Origin of the sequence: Rhizobium sp. WYCCWR 11146 (assembly GCF_013591995.1) — a bacterium.
In the GTDB taxonomy this organism is placed as follows: domain Bacteria; phylum Pseudomonadota; class Alphaproteobacteria; order Rhizobiales; family Rhizobiaceae; genus Rhizobium; species Rhizobium indicum.
The window spans coordinates 68,705-86,341 of the sequence record NZ_JACCEY010000043.1 but is presented as its reverse complement, the minus strand read 5'-3'; the positions used below and the strand labels follow the sequence as shown (position 1 = coordinate 86,341).

Sequence of the window (17,637 nt, the reverse complement as noted above, 5' to 3'; positions counted from 1 at the left end):
GGCGGCGCCTGCGGCGCTTGCGCTTGCGATTTCCGTCGGCTTCGCTTTCCGCGCGGGCCGCAACGGGCCGCTCGGAAACGGCCGGCTTTTCCTCGAGTTCCTCGTCTTCCTCCTCATCCACTTCGATGACGATATCGTCGTCGTCATCCTCGGGAATGGCTGCGAAGTTGAAGAGGGTTTCAATCTTGACCGGGTTTTCCACCGGCTCGCCGCGATCGATCGCGAAATGTTGCGCGCCGACCGAGCCGTCCGCATCGATGATGATCGCGACGCCGAAGCGGCTCTCATAATCGACGATCGTCTGGCGCTTGTGGTTGAGCAGGTAGAGCGCGATGTCAGGCGTGGTGCGCACGGTGATGTTGTGCGTGGTGTTCTTGAGCAGATATTCCTCGATGCCGCGCAGGACATGCAGCGCGACGGAGGACTGCGAACGCACATGGCCGCTGCCGCCGCAATGCGAGCACACCTGCGTGGTCGATTCGAGAACTGAAGCGCGGATGCGCTGGCGCGACATTTCGAGCAGGCCGAAATGCGAGATCCGGCCGACCTGGATGCGGGCGCGGTCGTTCTTCAGGCATTCCTTCAGCTTCTTCTCGACGGCGCGGTTGTTGCGCTTCTCTTCCATGTCGATGAAGTCGATGACGATCAGGCCGGCAAGGTCGCGAAGGCGAAGCTGGCGGGCGACTTCGTCTGCAGCCTCGAGGTTCGTCTGCAGCGCGGTGTCCTCGATCGAATGTTCGCGGGTCGAGCGGCCGGAGTTGACGTCGATCGAGACCAGCGCTTCGGTCTGGTTCATGATCAAGTAGCCGCCAGATTTCAGCGTCACCTGCGGCTGCAGCATGCGGTCGAGCTGAGCCTCGATGCCGGAACGCGAAAAGATCGGATGGATGTCGCGGTAGGGCTGAACCACCTTGGCATGGCTCGGCATCAGCATCTTCATGAAGTCTTTCGCTTCACGATAGCCTTCTTCGCCGGAAACGATGACTTCGCTGATATCCTTGTTGTAGAGGTCGCGGATCGAACGCTTGATCAGCGAGCCTTCCTCATAGACGAGGCAGGGAGCGGTGGACGCCAGCGTCAGCGTGCGCACATTCTCCCAGAGGCGCATCAGATATTCGAAGTCGCGCTTGACCTCGACCTTGGTGCGGTTGGCACCGGCGGTGCGAAGGATGACGCCCATGCCCTGCGGCACCTCGAGCAGGCGCGCAATTTCCTTCAGGCGCTTGCGGTCGGCAGGATTGGTGATCTTGCGGGAAATGCCGCCGCCGCGCGCCGTGTTCGGCATCAGCACGGAATAGCGGCCGGCGAGCGAGAGATAGGTGGTAAGGGCTGCACCCTTGTTGCCGCGCTCTTCCTTGGCGACCTGCACGAGCAGGATCTGGCGGCGCTTGATGACTTCCTGAATGCGGTACTGCTTGCGCGGCTTGCGCTGCACGCGGTCCGGCACTTCTTCCATCGCGTCTTCGGCGCCGACGGATTCGATGACTTCCTCTTCACCGTGATCGTCATCGTCGTCGTCGTCATCGTGGCGACGCTTGCTGGTATCGACGTCCTCGGAGATCGAGTCAGTTTCCACCATCGCGGCCATCGCGCCGCCGGTCGAACCGTCATCCTCATTGTCGACGCTCGAAGCGCCTTCGGCTTCGACGTCTGTGGGAACAGCGTCCTCGGTCGCGGTCGTCTCGGCAACCGGTTCTACGACCTTCTTGCGGCTGCGGCGCGGCCTGGCCTTCTTGGCCGGCGCTTCCTCGGTGGCCTCGGGTGATGCCGCGGCCTCTACCGCTGCGGTCTCTTCCGTTACGGCAGCCGTTTCCGGGGTCTCTGCCGGCACGATGCCGACATCCGGCTGATCCTGCTTGGAAAGATCGACCATCGGCGCGGTTTCGACATGCTCGACGTCTTCGTCGCGGCGATGCTCCTCGGCTTCGGCCCGAAGCAGTGCCTGACGGTCGGCAAGCGGTATCTGATAATAGTCGGGATGGATTTCGGCGAAGGCCAGGAAGCCGTGCCGGTTGCCGCCGTAATCGACGAAGGCGGCCTGCAGCGAGGGTTCGACCCTCGTTACCTTTGCAAGATAGATGTTGCCGCGGATCTGCTTCTTGTGCTGGGACTCGAAGTCAAATTCTTCTATGCGGTTCCCGCGAACGACAACGACGCGCGTCTCTTCCTCGTGAGACGCATCGATAAGCATTTTGTCTGCCATGTAAGCTGTGCTCCTCGGCGTGGCCGCGAGAGCGCATTCCCGACTGCTGTTGAAACAGAAAGAATGCGGTCCACTGTGGCCGCGCCGGATAATGAAAGTCGCGCCTGATGCGAGGGGGAGGGCAGCAGCCAGACCGCAGCCGGAACCATTTCGGTCCGGGGCCTGTACACTTCAGATAAAACCTGCTGCGAAACCATCAACAACCAAGCGTGATCGACAAATACGAAGACCCGTTCGGGTCCGATGAGTTTGCTCCCTGAGAGCGTGGTGGCTGATCCACCAATGAATTCCGACAATAAGCCGGAAAATCAGGATCCAGTTCTAGGGATTAAGCGCATGAGACGGCGGACGATGACCGGTGTGGCGCCAGGTCCTGATCTGGCTGGCAGCCTTTGCGGCGACTCTATCCCGTCAACACTTTACCCTGAAATTCGTTGTATGTTTTCTGTGTCACAATAGCAAGGGAAAAGCCAAATGTGCCATAATATTGATGGATTTCGCAACGCATACAAACTGGGGATAAAGTGATCGCGATTCGGCAGGCTGCAGCGGGTGTTTCGTCACAGGACGTTGGCCGCAGCCGCGTCGGGTCCATTGCAATACAGATAGGGTGTGGCGGTTTATTGTTTAAGAGGGCTCGGATCGCGGCGAAATCCGCAGCGCGGCGATCGACATTCGCAAGGCGGGTTCTGGCGGCGCTTTTGGCTGCTAGTCTGCTGCCGGCCGCTGCCAGCTCTGTCGAAGCCAGGGATCCGCTGCTTGCCTACGGTGCGCGCATCGTCGGCGACGACGCAAGGACCCGCATCGTCATCGATTTCGATCGAGAGCCGCGTTTCTCAGTCCACTATATCGCCAATCCGGAACGCATCGTTGTTGACTTGCCGGCTACAGCCTTCGGTTTTCCGGCGAAAGATCTTGCCGCCCGCGGCCTGTTCAAGGATATCCGCTACGGCAAGATGGACGAAGAGAGCGCCCGCATCGTGCTGACGACGGCAGGGCCGGTGAAGCTGGCGCTTGCCAAGGTGCAGGCCGATGAGACGGGCAACGGCCATCGCCTGGTGCTCGATGCGGAGATGATCGACAAGAAGGCCTTTGCCGAACTGGTGAAGACGCAATCCTGGAGCGATCGGACCGAGGCAGCGCAGACGACGAGCGCCATTCCGGCACCGCAAAAGGCTGCTCCCGGCGATTTCGTCATCGCCGTCGACGCCGGCCATGGCGGCATCGACACCGGCGCGATCGGCGTCGACACCAAGACCGAGGAAAAGCAGGTGACGCTTGCCTTCGCCAAGGCTTTGACCGACCGCTTGAACAAGGAACCGGGCATCAAGGCTTTCCTGACGCGCGAGGACGACGAGTTCCTGTCGCTTTCGCAGCGCGTGCTGATCGCCCGCCAGAACCATGCTGGCCTCTTCATTTCGCTGCATGCCGATACGCTGAAGCAGAAGGATATCCGCGGCGCCACCGTCTACACGATCTCCGACAAGGCATCCGACAAGCTCGCCGCCGACCTTGCCGAACGCGAAAACCTCTCCGACCAGATCGCCGGCAAGGAGACGGTTGCCGAGCCGCCCGAGGTTGCCGACATCCTGCTCGATCTGACGCGGCGCGAGACCCAGGCCTTCTCTATCTCGCTGGCCGAGAGTGTGCTGAATTCTTTCAAGGATCAGGTCGGCACTATCAACAATCCGCACCGTCATGCCGGCTTCCGCGTGCTGCAGGCGCCCGACGTGCCGTCGATCCTTCTCGAGATCGGGTTCCTCTCGAATGCCGAGGACGAGAAACTGCTGCTCGACGAGGCTTGGCGCGGCAAGATCGCCGGTCTCTTGACCGACGCAGTCAAGCGATACCGCGCCGCCGTCATGGCGAATGGCGGCTGACGGCCGCCCAAAAATCTGTAGCGGCTGCGGCACGGCGGCCGCATAAAAACAAAGATTCATAAAAACAAATATTTAAGTGCGCCGCATGAATCAGATTCTGAGCAAGATACCTCAGATTGGCGGCGGCGACGGGCGTTGCTTGGATGTGACAGTTCTAATGAAACGCGGCCGCAGCGGTGAATGCGGCGCAGGAAGCCCTATTTTGCTCACATTCGCGCCGTTACTCCGGCTTATGTTTCGTAAGCCTTGAGCGCGGAATCGGCTTGTGGCGGTAGCGCTCATAGAGTAAGCCGCGCAACGTGCAAATTGCCTTGATCTGTGCAATCGTTGCGGCTGCGCCGATTGAAGATCGAAAAGACCGGTAGCTGAAATATGGTTAGACTTTTTGGATATTTCTTCGGAATGGCCTGCGTCCTGTTTCTGGTCGCGGCGGCGGGTGTTGCCATCTATCTCGCCAACGTCGCGAAGGATCTCCCGGACTATGCCGTTCTGAACAGCTATGCGCCGCCGGTGACCACCCGCGTCCATGCCGGCAACGGCGCTTTGATGGCCGAATACGCCAAGGAAAAGCGTCTCTTCCTGCCGATCCAGGCCGTCCCCGACCGCGTCAAGGCCGCGTTCCTGTCGGCCGAAGACAAGAATTTCTACAATCATCCGGGTGTTGATCTCACCGGTCTCGGCCGCGCAATCCTCGTCAACCTGCAGAATTTCGGTTCCGGCCGCCGCCCGGTCGGCGCCTCGACCATCACCCAGCAGGTGGCCAAGAACTTCCTTTTGAGCTCGGACCAGACGATCGACCGCAAGATCAAGGAAGCGATCCTCTCCTTCCGCATCGAGCAGGCCTACAGCAAGGACAAGATCCTCGAGCTCTATCTGAACGAGATCTTCTTCGGCATGAATTCCTACGGCATCGCCGGCGCCGCACTCACCTATTTCAACAAATCCGTAACAGAACTGACCGTCGCCGAGGCCGCCTATCTCGCCTCGCTGCCGAAGGGGCCCGCCAATTACCATCCTTTCCGCCATCCGGAAGCTGCGCTCGAGCGTCGCAACTGGGTGATCGACCGGATGGTCGAGAACGGCTATGTCAGCCAGCCTGACGGTGAGGAAGCCAAGAAGCAGCCGCTCGGCGTCACCGCCCGCACCACCGGCCCCTCGCTCTTTGCTTCGGATTATTTCGCCGAAGCCGTGCGCCGCCAGCTGATCGACCAGTACGGCGAAAAGGTCCTCTATGAGGGCGGCCTTTCGGTGCGCACGTCGCTCGATCCGCAGATGCAGATCGCTGCCCGCAAGGCGCTGCAGGACGGTCTGGTCACTTACGACGAGCGCCGCGGTTTCCACGGCCCGATCAAGCAGATCGATGCGAGCGGTGATTGGGGCAAGGCGCTTGCCGATATTCCCGCACTGTCCGATGTGCCGGAATGGCGGCTTGCCGTGGTACTCGCCGTGTCAGACAGCACCGTCGACATCGGCCTGCAGCCGGCCAAGGATGGCAGCGGCAAGGTTGCGGCCGACCGTCAACGCGGCACGATCGACGCCAAGAACATGCAGTGGGCCTTCCGTTCGGCCGACGGCGCCCGCAAGACCACGAAATCGCCGGTCGGCGCTGTGTCCCCCGGTGACGTTGTCTATGTCGCAAAGCTCGGTGACGACGCGTCGACCTCTTATCGCCTGCAGCAGCCGCCGAAGGTGCAAGGTGGCCTGGTCGCCATGGATCCGAAGACCGGCCGCGTGCTCGCCATGGTTGGCGGCTTCTCCTACGCCCAGTCCGAATTCAACCGCGCCACCCAGGCGATGCGCCAGCCGGGCTCCTCGTTCAAGCCTTTCGTCTACGCGGCGGCGATGGACAATGGTTATACGCCGGCTTCGGTCATCATGGACGCGCCGATCGAAATCGTCTCGGGCGGCCAAGTCTGGAGGCCGGAAAACTACGGCGGCGAATCCGGCGGCCCGTCGACATTGCGTTCGGGCATCGAGCATTCGCGCAACCTGATGACGGTGCGCCTCGCCAACGACCTCGGCATGAACATCGTCGCGGAATATGCCGAGCGCTTCGGCATTTACGATCACATGATGCCGGTTCTCTCCATGTCGCTCGGCGCTGGCGACACGACGGTGCTGCGCATGGTTTCGGCCTATTCGGTCATCGCCAATGGCGGCAAGCAGATCAAGCCGACATTGATCGACCGCATCCAGGATCGCTACGGCAAGACGATCTTCAAGCATGAGGAGCGTCTCTGCGAGGGCTGCAATGCCGGTGACTGGCAGAACCAGGAAGAGCCGAATGTCGTCGACAATCGCGAAACCGTTCTCGATCCGATGACCGCGTACCAGATCACCTCGATGATGCAGGGCGTCATCCAGCGCGGCACCGCTGCCGGCAAGATCGATCTCGGCGGTCGCGACGTCGCCGGAAAGACCGGCACCACCAATGACGAGAAGGATGCCTGGTTCGTTGGCTTCACCCCGGATCTGGTCGCCGGCCTCTATATGGGCTTCGATACGCCGGGCCCGCTCGGCCGCGGCGGCACCGGCGGCGGTCTCTCCGCCCCGATCTTCAACGAATTCATGCAGGCTGCCGTCAAGGACACGCCGGAATCGAAATTCGTCATTCCATCAGGAATGAACCTGATTTCGATCGACCGCAAGACCGGCATGGCGGCTGGCGAAGGCGATCCGAACACCATCATCGAGGCCTTCAAGCCCGGCACCGGCCCAGCCGACAGCTTCTCCGTGATCGGCATGGACAGCACCATGGCGCCGGAGGAAATCCTGAAGACCTCGCCGCAGGCGAACCAGGCCGTCCAGACCGGCACGCCCGGCCTGTTCTGACCGAGGCTTGAATTTTGCACGCCCGCCGCGGCCCTTTACATCCGCGGCGGGCGTCTCTATGTCACCAGCACCTGAAGAAGACCGAGACAGAGAAGCAGGAAAATGCGAGCGGAAATCGAAAACGTGGTCGATGAAACCAAGCAGGCTATCACCCTGCTGAGGAGGCATCTTTGACTGGGACCAGGCGATAAGACGGCTGGACTGGTTGAACAACAAGGCAGAGGATCCGAACCTCTGGAACGACGCTTCCGAAGCGCAGAAGCTGATGCGCGAGCGCCAGCAGCTCGATGACGGCATCAACGGCGTCAAGCAGCTTGAGCAGCAGCTGAACGACAATATCGAGCTGATCGAGCTTGGCGAGGAAGAGGGCGACCAGAGCGTCGTCAAGGAAGCCGAGGATACGCTGAAGGCCTTGAAGGCCGAGGCCGCGCGCCGCCAGGTGGAAGCCATGCTCTCCGGCGAAGCTGACGGCAACGACACCTATCTCGAAGTCCATTCCGGCGCCGGCGGCACCGAAAGCCAGGACTGGGCGAACATGCTTTTGCGCATGTACACCCGCTGGGCCGAACGCCAGCGCTTCAAGGTCGAGCTTCTCGAAGTCCATGACGGCGAAGAGGCGGGCATCAAGTCCGCGACCCTGCTCGTCAAGGGCCACAATGCCTATGGCTGGCTGAAGACGGAATCGGGCGTGCACCGCCTGGTGCGCATCTCGCCCTACGACAGCAATGCGCGTCGCCACACCTCCTTCTCGTCGATCTGGGTCTATCCGGTTGTCGACGACTCGATCCAGATCGAGATCAACGAAAGCGACTGCCGTATCGATACCTACCGTTCGTCGGGCGCCGGCGGCCAGCACGTCAACACCACCGACTCGGCCGTACGCATCACGCATATCCCGACCGGTATCGTCGTACAGTGCCAGCAGGAGCGCTCGCAGCACAAGAACCGCGCCAAGGCCTGGGACATGCTGCGTGCCCGCATGTATGAAGCCGAATTGAAGAAGCGTGAGGACGCCGCCAGTGCCGAAGCCGCTTCCAAGACGGAGATCGGCTGGGGTCACCAGATCCGCTCCTACGTGTTGCAGCCCTATCAGATGGTCAAGGACTTGCGCACCGGCGTCGCCAGCAGCGCGCCGGACGACGTTCTCGACGGCGACCTGAACGAGTTCATGGAAGCAGCACTCGCTCACCGCATCAGCGGCGCCGCCGACGCGGTTGTCGAGGATGTCGACTGATCGGATTGACGATGGATTGAAATAACAAAGCCCCGGAGACGGGGCTTTTTTTGTTTTGGAAGGCTGCAGTCCTGCCCGCTTCAGCGGCTCGATCGTCGAGGCGATCATAGCTCTGGTTCGGCGTAAGAACTTATCATTTCACCTCATCGAGACGATCGATCGCCTTGACGTTTTCGGCGGAAGGTCCGCTGAGCCGCCCTCGAATTTATATGTTCGACACTGACTTGACATTTGTCGAGTCGATGTCGAATAATGTCATTGTCGATATCGGGGCTGGAGATCACCGATGTCGATCGGCTCCCGCCAATCGGTTGCCGGTGCATGTGTGGAGGAGAAGAGGGTGGAGCTTTTGCTGGATGTGGAAGGGCTGAAGAAGTCCTTTGGTGGTGTCGCGGCATTGCGCGACGGCCGCTTCGAACTTCGCGCCGGCTCGGTCCACGCACTTTGCGGCGGTAACGGCGCAGGCAAGTCGACCTTTCTCAAGATCCTCATGGGTATCCATAATCGCGATGCTGGCTCGATCCGCCGTCGTGGCAAGGACGTCGACTTTGCCGGTCCCGCCGACGCGCTCGCCTCCGGCATTGCCATCATCGAGCAGGAGCTGAGCCCGGTTCCGCACATGACGGTGGCGGAAAACATCTATCTCGGCCGCGAGCCCTCGACACGTTTCGGCGGTATCGATTTCCGGACGATGAACCGCTCCGCCCAAGGGCTTCTCGACGATCTCGAATTCGATATCCGCGCCACCCAATACATGATGAACCTCTCCGTTGCGCAGATGCAGCTCGTCGAGATCGCCAAGGCGCTAAGCCACGATGCTGAGGTCATCTTCATGGATGAGCCAACCTCGGCAATCGGTGAGAAAGAGGCTCAGCAGCTCTTCGCGGCCATCCGGCGCCTGAAGGCGCAGGGACGCGGCATCGTCTATGTCTCGCACCGGCTTTCGGAAATCTTCCAGATCGCCGATTCCTATACCGTGTTTCGCGACGGCGCCTATGTCGGCAGCGGAGATCTCAAGCAGATCAGCCGTCCGGATCTCATCCGGATGATCGTTGGCCGGGAACTGGCCGAGGAATATGTCAAGACCAACACGCCGACATCCGAAACCGGCCTCGAGGTTACGGCGCTGAGTTGCCCGAACAAGATCGAGGACATTTCCTTCTCCGCCCGCAAGGGCGAGATCTTCGGCATCTACGGGCTGATGGGCTCGGGGCGAACCGAGATCTTCAATTGCCTTTTTGGCCTCGAAAAATCTTCCGACGGCAGGATCATCGTCGACGGTGCCCGCATCTCGGTGTCGAAGCCGGCGGATGCGATGGCAAGTGGCCTGGCGCTGGTGACGGAGGATCGCAAGCTCACGGGCCTCAATCTCTCTGACTCCGTTCGTGCCAACATCTGCATGGCAAGCTTACCGGAGATGAGCCCTTCCTTTGCCATGAGCCGCCGCCGCGAGGCCGAGGCCAGCCGCCGGATACATGCGCAATTTCAGATCAAGGCCGCCCGGGACACCATGCCGGTCTCGGGACTGTCAGGCGGCAATCAGCAGAAAGTGGTGCTCGGAAAATGGTTTCTGCGCAATCCGAAGGTGCTGCTCCTTGATGAGCCAACACGTGGCGTCGATGTCGGCGCCAAGCGCGAAATCTACCGCATCATCTGTGATTTTGCCACGGCTGGCGGAACGGTCGTGATGATCTCATCGGAAATCGACGAAGTTCTGGGCATGGCGGACCGTATCATGGTGATGCGCGCCGGCAGAAGCGCGGGAATTTACAGCCGGGAGGAAACGGATGCCCAATCACTCGTCCACCTATCGACCTGATCAGGATCAGGTCATCCGTACGGCGTCAGAGGAGCAAGCAAGAGTGTCAGAGAGCGACGATAGCAATGCCGGCGGCTGGTTCAGTTCGGATCGGCGGCGGCTGTTGATACAGGAATACGGTATCTTTCTTGCTTTTCTGCTTCTCGTGGTGGTCCTTTCGTTCTCGAACGAGTTCTTCCTGACCGGCGGCAATATTTCCAATGTGCTGCTGCAGACTTCGATCAACGGCGTGCTTGCCATCGGCATGACTTTCGTGATCCTGACGCGCGGCATCGATCTTTCGGTCGGTTCCGTCGTGGCGCTTGCCGGCATTGTCAGCGCCAGCTTCTCAACGACCTCTGCCACGGCGGCGATTGCCGGTGCGCCCTATCCGGTGGCCATCGGACTTGCGGTCGGCATTCTGGTCGGCGTTGCCTGCGGCGCGATATCAGGGGCGATCGTCTCGCGATTTTCCGTTCCGGCCTTTGTCGCCACCCTTGGCATGCTTTCGGCCGCGCGCGGCTTGACGCTGATCTATGGCGGCGGTCGCCCGGTTCCCGCGCTGACGCCGTCCTTCCGGTGGATCGGCACCGGCGATGTCTTCGGCATTCCGGCCCCCGTCATCATTCTCGCCGTTGTTTTCGCGGCTTCCTGGTGGATCCTCAGCCGGACGCGCTTCGGCCGCTACATCTATGCCGTCGGAGGCAATCCGCATGCGGCAAAGACCTCCGGTATCGACATCGGCCGCATCCGTTTCACTGTCTATGTCATTTCCGGCGGTCTTGCCGGTCTTGCCGGCATGCTGCTCAGCGCCCGTACGGGGTCGGCCTTGCCGCAGGCGGGCATTGCCTATGAGCTGGACGCGATTGCGGCGGTCGTCATCGGCGGCACAAGTCTGTCTGGCGGCGTCGGCCGGGTGACGGGCACGCTGATCGGTGCGCTCATCATCGGCGTCATGAACAACGGCCTCGATTTGATGGGGATCCAATCCTACTACCAGCAGGTGTTGAAAGGTGCCCTGATCGTCGGCGCTGTGATGCTCGACCAGAAGCGAACTTACGGGGCCTGAGCCCCATCGGAAACCGTGCCGGCCCTTGCTGGCCCGTTGCAGAGGCGAGCCATGCCGGCCGCCAAAACTTAAAGTGGAGGAAATTGAAATGATAAAGCTTATGATTGCGCTTGCGTCGGCGACTGCCTTGCTGGCCTCGTCGGCCGTGGCCCAGGAAAAGATCAAGATCGGGGCAGCCCCTTACGGCCTCAATGCGGAGTTCATGCAGATCTGGGCGGCGGCGATGCAGGAGCACCCGGCCGTCAAGAGCGGCGAGGTTGAGCTGACCGTTTTCGACGGTCGCTATGACGCGCTGGTTCAGCAGGATCAGTTCAAGACGATGGTCACGCAGAAATACAATGCGATCATCTTTGCACCGATCGACGTCGATGCGGGCGCAGCAGCCGTACAGTCGGCGGTGGATGCCGGCATTCCGGTGATCGGTTCGAACACCCGCGTCAATTCCGACCTGCTGACCTCCTATGTCGGTTCCGACGACACCATCTCGGGCTACATGGAAGCCAAGACCGTCCTCGATAAGCTCGGCTGCAAGGGCAATGTCGTCATCCTCGAAGGCCCGGTCGGTCAGTCCGCGCAGATCTCGCGCCTGGAAGGCAATAAGAAGGCGCTCGCCGAATGCCCTGACGTGAAGGTCCTCGAAGACCAGACGGCGAACTGGTCACGTGCCGAAGCGCAGACGCTGATGGAGAACTGGTTGACCGCGCACCCGAAACAGATCAACGGCGTGATCGGCCAGAACGACGAGATGGCGCTCGGCGCCATCGAGGCGATCAAGGCTGCGGGGCTCGACGAGAAGAGCTTTGCGATCGCGGGCATCGACGGCATCACCGACGCTCTTCGCGCCGTCAAGGCCGGCGAGATGACGTCGATCCTGCAGGACGCACGTGCGCAGGCTCAGGGCGCTCTCGACCTTGCCATCTTCCACGCCAGGAAGGGCGACTACAAGCCGCAGTCCGATATCTGGGCGACCTACAAGGACATGCCGTGGAACGACGGCAAGGACAAGAACTACAATGTGCCGTGGACGCCGGTGACGGCCGACAACGTCGACAAGCTGCTCGCGACACGTAAATAATCCATTTGGTGGGGCGGGTTCGCCCGCCCCATTTCTCAGACAGGCCGGGAAAAGATCCATGACCGATTCAAAACAGATTGATCTGAATTTTTCGCTGGGCGGAAAGGTCGCCCTGGTAACGGGCGGTGCTTCCGGCATCGGCGATGCCATCGCATCGGCATTTGCCGCCAAGGGTGCGGTCGTCGGCGTGATCGACATCAATGAAACGGTCGCGAAATCCAAGGCCGACGCCCTCGGAAATGGCGCGAAATCCTTCGTCTGCGACGTTTCCAACCCACAATCGGTGGAAGCCGTCATCGCTGCGGCGCAGGCGGCCTTCGCCCATATCGACATCGTCGTCAACAGCGCCGGTGTCGCCATGCTCGCCCCCGCCGAGGATCTCACCCTGGAGGCCTGGGACAGAACCATCGACATCAATCTCAAGGGAACGTTCCTCGTCTCTCAGGCTGTCGGCCGGGTCATGCTCAAGGCCGGCAAGGGCGGCAGGATCATCAATATCGCCTCGCAGGCCGGCACGGTCGCTATCGATCAGCACGTGGCTTATTGCGCTTCCAAATTCGGCGTCATCGGCCTTTCCAAGACGCTCGCCGCCGAGTGGGGGAAACACGGCATAACCGTCAATACGATTTCACCGACAGTGGTTCTGACCGAGCTCGGAAGAAAGGCCTGGGATAATCCGCGCGGAGAGGAGCTGAAGAAGCGCATCCCGACGGGACGCTTCGCCTATCCCGAGGAGATCGCCGCGGCGGCGGTGTTTCTGGCATCGAGCGGCGCCGAGATGATCAACGGCGCGGATCTTCTGGTCGATGGCGGCTATACCATTGTCTGACACGCGGAAAACAGGAGGAACCATGCAGCGGTTTATCAACAATCCGGACGAGGTCGTCGAGGATACGGTCAAGGGCTTCGTCAAGGCGCATGCGGATATGGTCAGGCTCGGCAACGGCAATCCGCGCGTCATCGTTGCGCGCCATGCGCCCGTCGCGGGCAAGGTCGGCGTCATCACCGGTGGCGGTTCCGGCCATGAGCCTGCCTTTATCGGCTATACCGGACGCAACATGCTGGATGCCGTCGCGGTGGGTGAGCTCTTTTCGTCGCCGACGGCCAAGAGTTTTCTCGATGCCGCGCGCGAAGCCAATGGCGGCAACGGCGTTGTCTGCCTCTACGGCAATTATGCCGGTGACAACATGAATGTGAAGATGGCGATCAAGCTCGCCGCCAAGGAAGGCATCACGATCGCGACCGTCGTCGCCAATGACGACGTATGTTCGGCCGGACCGGATGAGCGTGAGAAGCGACGCGGCGTCGCCGGCGAAATATTCATGTGGAAGTGCGCGGGTGCCAAAGCTGAGCAGGGGGCGAGCATTGAGGAAGTGCAGGCGACAGCGCAAAGAGCGATCGACAATTGCCGCTCCATCGGCATCGGCCTCGGTCCCTGCACGCTGCCCGCCGTCGGGCATCCCAACTTCCAGATTGCGCCGGGCACGATGGAGGTCGGCATTGGCCATCACGGCGAGCCGGGGGTCCGGGTCGAGCCGCTGAAGCCTGCCGCCGAGGTCGCACGCGAAATGGCCAGGATCGTTCTGGACGATCACGGCCTGGCATCCGGAACCGAGGTGGCCGTCATCGTCTCCGGCCTTGGCGCGACGCCCTTGAACGAGCTCTATATCCTTCACGACACCATCGAAACCGAGATTACCGGGCGCGGACTGAAAATCTGCAAGACCTATATCGGAAATTACTTCACCTCGTTGGAAATGGTCGGTGCGACGCTGACCGTCATGGCGCTTGACGATGAGTTGAAGACGCTACTCGACGTCGATGTCCACTGCCCGGCAATGCCTTGATGGGAGACAGGCGAATGCAGCAATTTGACAACGCGTCCTCGGGCGACATCGTTTTCTCGCTCGCGGATCGGATCATCGAGAATCGCGCTTATTTGAGCGAGATCGACGGCAAGATCGGCGACGGCGATCACGGGGTTAACATGGCCAAGGGATTTGGCATGGCAGCCGAACGGATCAAGGGCGCAGACATGTCGCTCGCAGAAGCTCTCGACACGCTCGGCACAGTTCTGATGACGGAAATCGGCGGCTCCATGGGACCGCTCTACGGCGTCATGTTCATTCAGTTCGCTGAAACGATTGAAAAGGCTGTACAGATCGATGCGGGGATGTTCAGCGCAATGCTGCACAATGGTCTTGAAGGTATTCAGGCGATCGGATCCGCGAAAGTCGGCGACAAGACCCTTCTCGATACGCTCGTGCCCGCCATAGAGGCGTTCGATCTGGCCAATAGCGATGGAAAGTCGTTTGCGGAATCGCTGAATATTCTCGTTTCCGCCGCGGAGGCCGGCCGCGACAGCACCCGCGACCTGGTGGCCAGAATCGGCCGGGCAAGCAGGCTCGGCGAACGTTCGCTTGGCGTTCTGGATGCTGGCGCCACCTCCTGCGCGCTTATCCTCCAGTCGCTCGCACTTGGCGTCGAGGCAAAGCTTCGGCCATCCGCATAAAAACAACGGGCTTTGGTGAGAGCCCGTGATCCTCCCGAGCATCACCTTCCGGCCGCTTTGGCGGTCGGAAATCATTGTGCGGGAGAATGTTGAAAACCGGAGCCTTTACGCTCATCTTCGCGGGCGATTTGAACCTCGCAGGGAAGCCAGACAGGATGACCGTCAAGACATCATCAGCGCGGAAGAACGGTAGCGTGCGAAACAGCGCCGACGATGCGTCTGAGCCCATCCCGCTGCGGTTTGGCGATGATCCCTATGTCTGGGCCTGCTGGCTCTATTATGAGGACGGCATGACGCAGGGCGACATTGCCGATACCATGGGGATTTCGCGGGCAACCGTGAACAGTTATCTCGCCGATGCGCGCGCCCGCGGTATCGTCAATATCTCCATCGAGCCGTCGCGCCTGAGTTCGCTGACGATTGCTCAGGAGTTGAAACGGCATTTCGGTCTGCAGGACTGTCTCGTCGTTCCGAGCGACGACAATACCCGCCCGCTCATCGACCGTCTCGGGCGCGCAGGCGCTCAGGCGCTGCAGAGGCTTTTGAAATCCGGTGATACGCTGGCCGTCGTCTGGGGCCGCACGGTCATGGCGGTCGGTGAGCAGACCTCGATAAGCGGCCTGCAGGACGTCACGGTGGTCCAGGCAACCGGCGGAACCAGTGCGACATTCGCCTATACACCCGAACTTTGCGCAGCGGCCTTTGCCGATGCCGTGGACGCGCGGCTGATCAATATCGCATCTCCAGCGATCGTATCCGCTCCGGATGTCCGTAATATCCTGTTGCGTGAGCCATTGATCGAAAGTCAGTTCGAGGCGCTTTCACACGCCAACAAGGTGATTTTCGGTATCGCCTCCATGCGCCCGAATTCGACCATCCATACCAGCGGATTCTTCGAGTCGGTATCGTTGCAGCAATATCTGGCGAAGGATGCCGCAGGCATCGTCGCCGGACGTTTCATCGACGGGCAGGGCCGCCCGGTCGCCGGGCCGCTTGACGACCGCACGATCGGAATATCACTCGACATGCTGAAGAGGATCGGTCTGCGTATCGCTGTCGCCGGCGGTTTCGACAAGGTACCGGCAATCCTGGCAGCCCTTCGCGGCGGCTACGTCAACGTGCTGATCACCGATGCCGCGACGGGCCGTGGCATCCTGCATGCGGACGGTGTGACGGAGGTCGACCAGAAGCTTTTGCAACGCCCGAGGGTCGAAATTGGCACGCCGCCGCCAGCGACCGGTTTTCGCACTCACATCAAGAAATTTCTGAACAATCCCGACGAGGTCGTCGAGGAAATGCTCGACGGGGCAGTGAAGGCGCACGCTGCCTATCTCGAGCCGGTCGACAGTTCTCGCCGTGCGCTCGTTGCCCGGACGGGACCGCGCGCCGGCAAGGTCGGTCTTGTGATCGGCGGCGGCACGGGACACGAGCCTGCGTTCTTCGGCTATGTCGGGAAGGGTCTTGCCGATGCCGTTGCTGTCGGCAATATCTTCTCGTCGCCGCCTCCCGGCCCGATCCTTCAATGCACCAGGGCGGCGTCCGGCGGAGAGGGTGTGCTTTTCGTCTACGGCAACTACGCCGGCGACGTCATGAATTTCGAAATGGCAGCCGAGATGGCGGCGGAGGAAAACATCGCGGTCCGCACGGTCGTGACGACGGACGACATCGCCTCATCGCCGCTGGAAGACAGGGAGGGCCGGCGCGGCGTCGCCGGCAATTTCTTCATCTTCAAGGTCGCCGGAGCGGCCTGCGACCGCGGCCTGTCGCTTGCCGCCTGCGAAACGGCGACGCGCAAGGCCAACGCACGGACATTTACGATGGGCGTTGCATTGGAACCGTGCTCGCTTCCCCAGACCCGTCGCCACAACTTTGAAATTGGCCCCGACCACATCGAGATCGGCATGGGCATCCATGGTGAACCTGGCGTCATTCGCGAAAAGATGATGACCGCCGATGAAATCACCGATCGGGTGATGGATCGCATATTCGCGGAAATGAAGCCGGCATCGGGCGACCGCGTCGCAGTATTGGTCAATTCCTTCGGCGCAACGCCGCTGATGGAGCTTTATATTCTCTTCCGGCGTGTCGAGCAGCGGCTGAGTGCGAAAGGCATCGCGATAGAAGCGAATTGGGTGGGACACTATTGCACCTCGCTCGATATGGTCGGTGCATCCATATCGATCTTGCACCTCGATCAGGAATTGACGGAATTGTTGCATCATCCTTGCGATACCGCGTTCCTGCGGGTCGCGAACTGAAGGTATAAGAGATGCGCCCGGCTGACACGGGCCGCATCCTGCTCGAACTGGGAGGATCATGATGTCGGAAAGCGCGGCGCGCCACCTCAGCAGGATGTTTCATCGCATCTCCGTTGCGATCGCAGCGGAGAAGGACCGTCTCTCGGATCTGGACGGGGCTATCGGTGACGCCGATCATGGAATTACCATGGTGCTCGGCTTCACGGCGGTGAACGGGGAACTCGCGAAACTCGACCTCGACCACATGCTTCCATCAGAGGTGTTCACGTCGGCGGCGACAGCCTTTCTGAATGCCGTCGGTGCATCCACGGGACCGCTTTACGCCACGGCATTTCGCAGGGCCGCCCAGGTCCTGAAAGAGGACGAACACCTTTCAACTGCCGATCAGGCGGCGATCGTCGAAGCGATGACGGCCGGCATCAGGGAGCGTGGAAAGGGCCAGCGCGGCGACAAGACGATGCTCGATGCCTGGATTCCCGCGACGGAAGCCGCCGTCACTGCACGGGCGCGGGCGGCCGGTAGCCTCGAAATGTGGACCAGCATATTGGCGGCGGCCGAAACCGGCGCGAATTCGACCCGTTCGATGGTTGCAACTCGGGGGAGGGCGGCCCGGCTCGGCGAGAGGTCGCTCGGACACATCGATCCAGGCGCGGCCTCGGCAGTCATCATCCTGCGCGCGATGAAGGAAACCTTCGCCGGCGACAGGGTGAAAGAGTAGGAGCGGCGACAGGATTCACATGCAGGGTTACCTGCGCGGTGCAAATACGTCTTCGTTC

General features: G+C 61.0%; 12 protein-coding genes. 11 read left to right on the top strand and 1 reads right to left on the bottom strand.

The genetic code is table 11. The annotated features are described in order from the left end of the window. Positions 1–2,203: ribonuclease E/G (locus tag HX899_RS33530; RefSeq protein ID WP_180196750.1), on the bottom strand; the 2,203-nt coding region annotated here is incomplete at its 3' end. A gap of 623 nt (positions 2,204–2,826) precedes the next feature. Between HX899_RS33530 and HX899_RS33525 the strand changes: the two genes are divergently transcribed. The 11 genes from HX899_RS33525 (at position 2,827) to dhaL (HX899_RS33475) (ending at position 17,579) form a co-directional block, all read left to right on the top strand. After that, positions 2,827–4,083 (top strand): N-acetylmuramoyl-L-alanine amidase, encoded by a 1,257-nt coding sequence (locus HX899_RS33525; RefSeq protein ID WP_011651401.1) that lies wholly within the window; start codon positions 2,827–2,829, stop codon positions 4,081–4,083. Positions 4,084–4,455: 372 nt separating this feature from the next. Then, positions 4,456–6,915: a penicillin-binding protein 1A gene (locus HX899_RS33520; protein ID WP_138387535.1), complete on the top strand. Its 2,460-nt coding sequence runs from the start codon at positions 4,456–4,458 to the stop codon at positions 6,913–6,915. Positions 6,916–7,017: 102 nt separating this feature from the next. Beyond that, positions 7,018–8,149 (top strand): peptide chain release factor 2 gene (prfB, locus tag HX899_RS33515; RefSeq protein WP_012756997.1). Its coding sequence is split into 2 segments (ribosomal slippage): positions 7,018–7,086 and positions 7,088–8,149, totalling 1,131 coding nucleotides; the frame shifts between segments, so codons are not numbered across the junction. A gap of 340 nt (positions 8,150–8,489) precedes the next feature. Continuing rightward, a complete protein-coding gene (locus HX899_RS33510; protein WP_181294515.1) occupies positions 8,490–9,968 on the top strand; it encodes a sugar ABC transporter ATP-binding protein in 1,479 nt (492 codons plus the stop codon). A 43-nt stretch (positions 9,969–10,011) separates the two neighbouring features. Next, the gene (locus HX899_RS33505; protein WP_181294465.1) at positions 10,012–11,016 is read left to right on the top strand and encodes an ABC transporter permease subunit; all 1,005 of its coding nucleotides are present in this window, start codon (positions 10,012–10,014) and stop codon (positions 11,014–11,016) included. A gap of 88 nt (positions 11,017–11,104) precedes the next feature. Beyond that, entirely contained in the window at positions 11,105–12,091 is a 987-nt protein-coding gene (locus HX899_RS33500) for a substrate-binding domain-containing protein (protein WP_181294464.1), read from the top strand. Between the two features lie 58 nt (positions 12,092–12,149). Continuing rightward, a complete protein-coding gene (locus tag HX899_RS33495) occupies positions 12,150–12,920 on the top strand; it encodes an SDR family oxidoreductase (protein WP_011651407.1) in 771 nt (256 codons plus the stop codon). A gap of 22 nt (positions 12,921–12,942) precedes the next feature. Beyond that, complete coding sequence (locus HX899_RS33490) at positions 12,943–13,938, top strand: dihydroxyacetone kinase subunit DhaK (protein WP_181294463.1); 996 nt, start codon at positions 12,943–12,945, stop codon at positions 13,936–13,938. Between the two features lie 14 nt (positions 13,939–13,952). After that, positions 13,953–14,603: a dihydroxyacetone kinase subunit DhaL gene (gene dhaL / locus HX899_RS33485; protein ID WP_138387533.1), complete on the top strand. Its 651-nt coding sequence runs from the start codon at positions 13,953–13,955 to the stop codon at positions 14,601–14,603. Positions 14,604–14,758: 155 nt separating this feature from the next. Next, positions 14,759–16,861, top strand: coding sequence for a bifunctional sugar-binding transcriptional regulator/dihydroxyacetone kinase subunit DhaK (locus HX899_RS33480; RefSeq protein WP_181294462.1), 2,103 nt, complete (start codon positions 14,759–14,761; stop codon positions 16,859–16,861). 61 nt (positions 16,862–16,922) lie between these two features. Further along, entirely contained in the window at positions 16,923–17,579 is a 657-nt protein-coding gene (gene dhaL / locus HX899_RS33475; protein ID WP_138387531.1) for a dihydroxyacetone kinase subunit DhaL, read from the top strand. Positions 17,580–17,637: the final 58 nt, after the last annotated feature.

Excerpts from the sequence above, each read along its gene's own strand:
- HX899_RS33495 (WP_011651407.1), top strand. The coding sequence starts at position 12,150 with ATGACCGATTCAAAACAGATTGATCTGAATTTTTCGCTGGGCGGAAAG.
- HX899_RS33500 (WP_181294464.1), top strand. The coding sequence starts at position 11,105 with ATGATAAAGCTTATGATTGCGCTTGCGTCGGCGACTGCCTTGCTGGCC.
- HX899_RS33490 (WP_181294463.1), top strand. The coding sequence starts at position 12,943 with ATGCAGCGGTTTATCAACAATCCGGACGAGGTCGTCGAGGATACGGTC.
- dhaL (WP_138387531.1), top strand. The coding sequence starts at position 16,923 with ATGTCGGAAAGCGCGGCGCGCCACCTCAGCAGGATGTTTCATCGCATC.
- HX899_RS33520 (WP_138387535.1), top strand. The coding sequence starts at position 4,456 with ATGGTTAGACTTTTTGGATATTTCTTCGGAATGGCCTGCGTCCTGTTT.
- HX899_RS33480 (WP_181294462.1), top strand. The coding sequence starts at position 14,759 with ATGACCGTCAAGACATCATCAGCGCGGAAGAACGGTAGCGTGCGAAAC.
- dhaL (WP_138387533.1), top strand. The coding sequence starts at position 13,953 with ATGCAGCAATTTGACAACGCGTCCTCGGGCGACATCGTTTTCTCGCTC.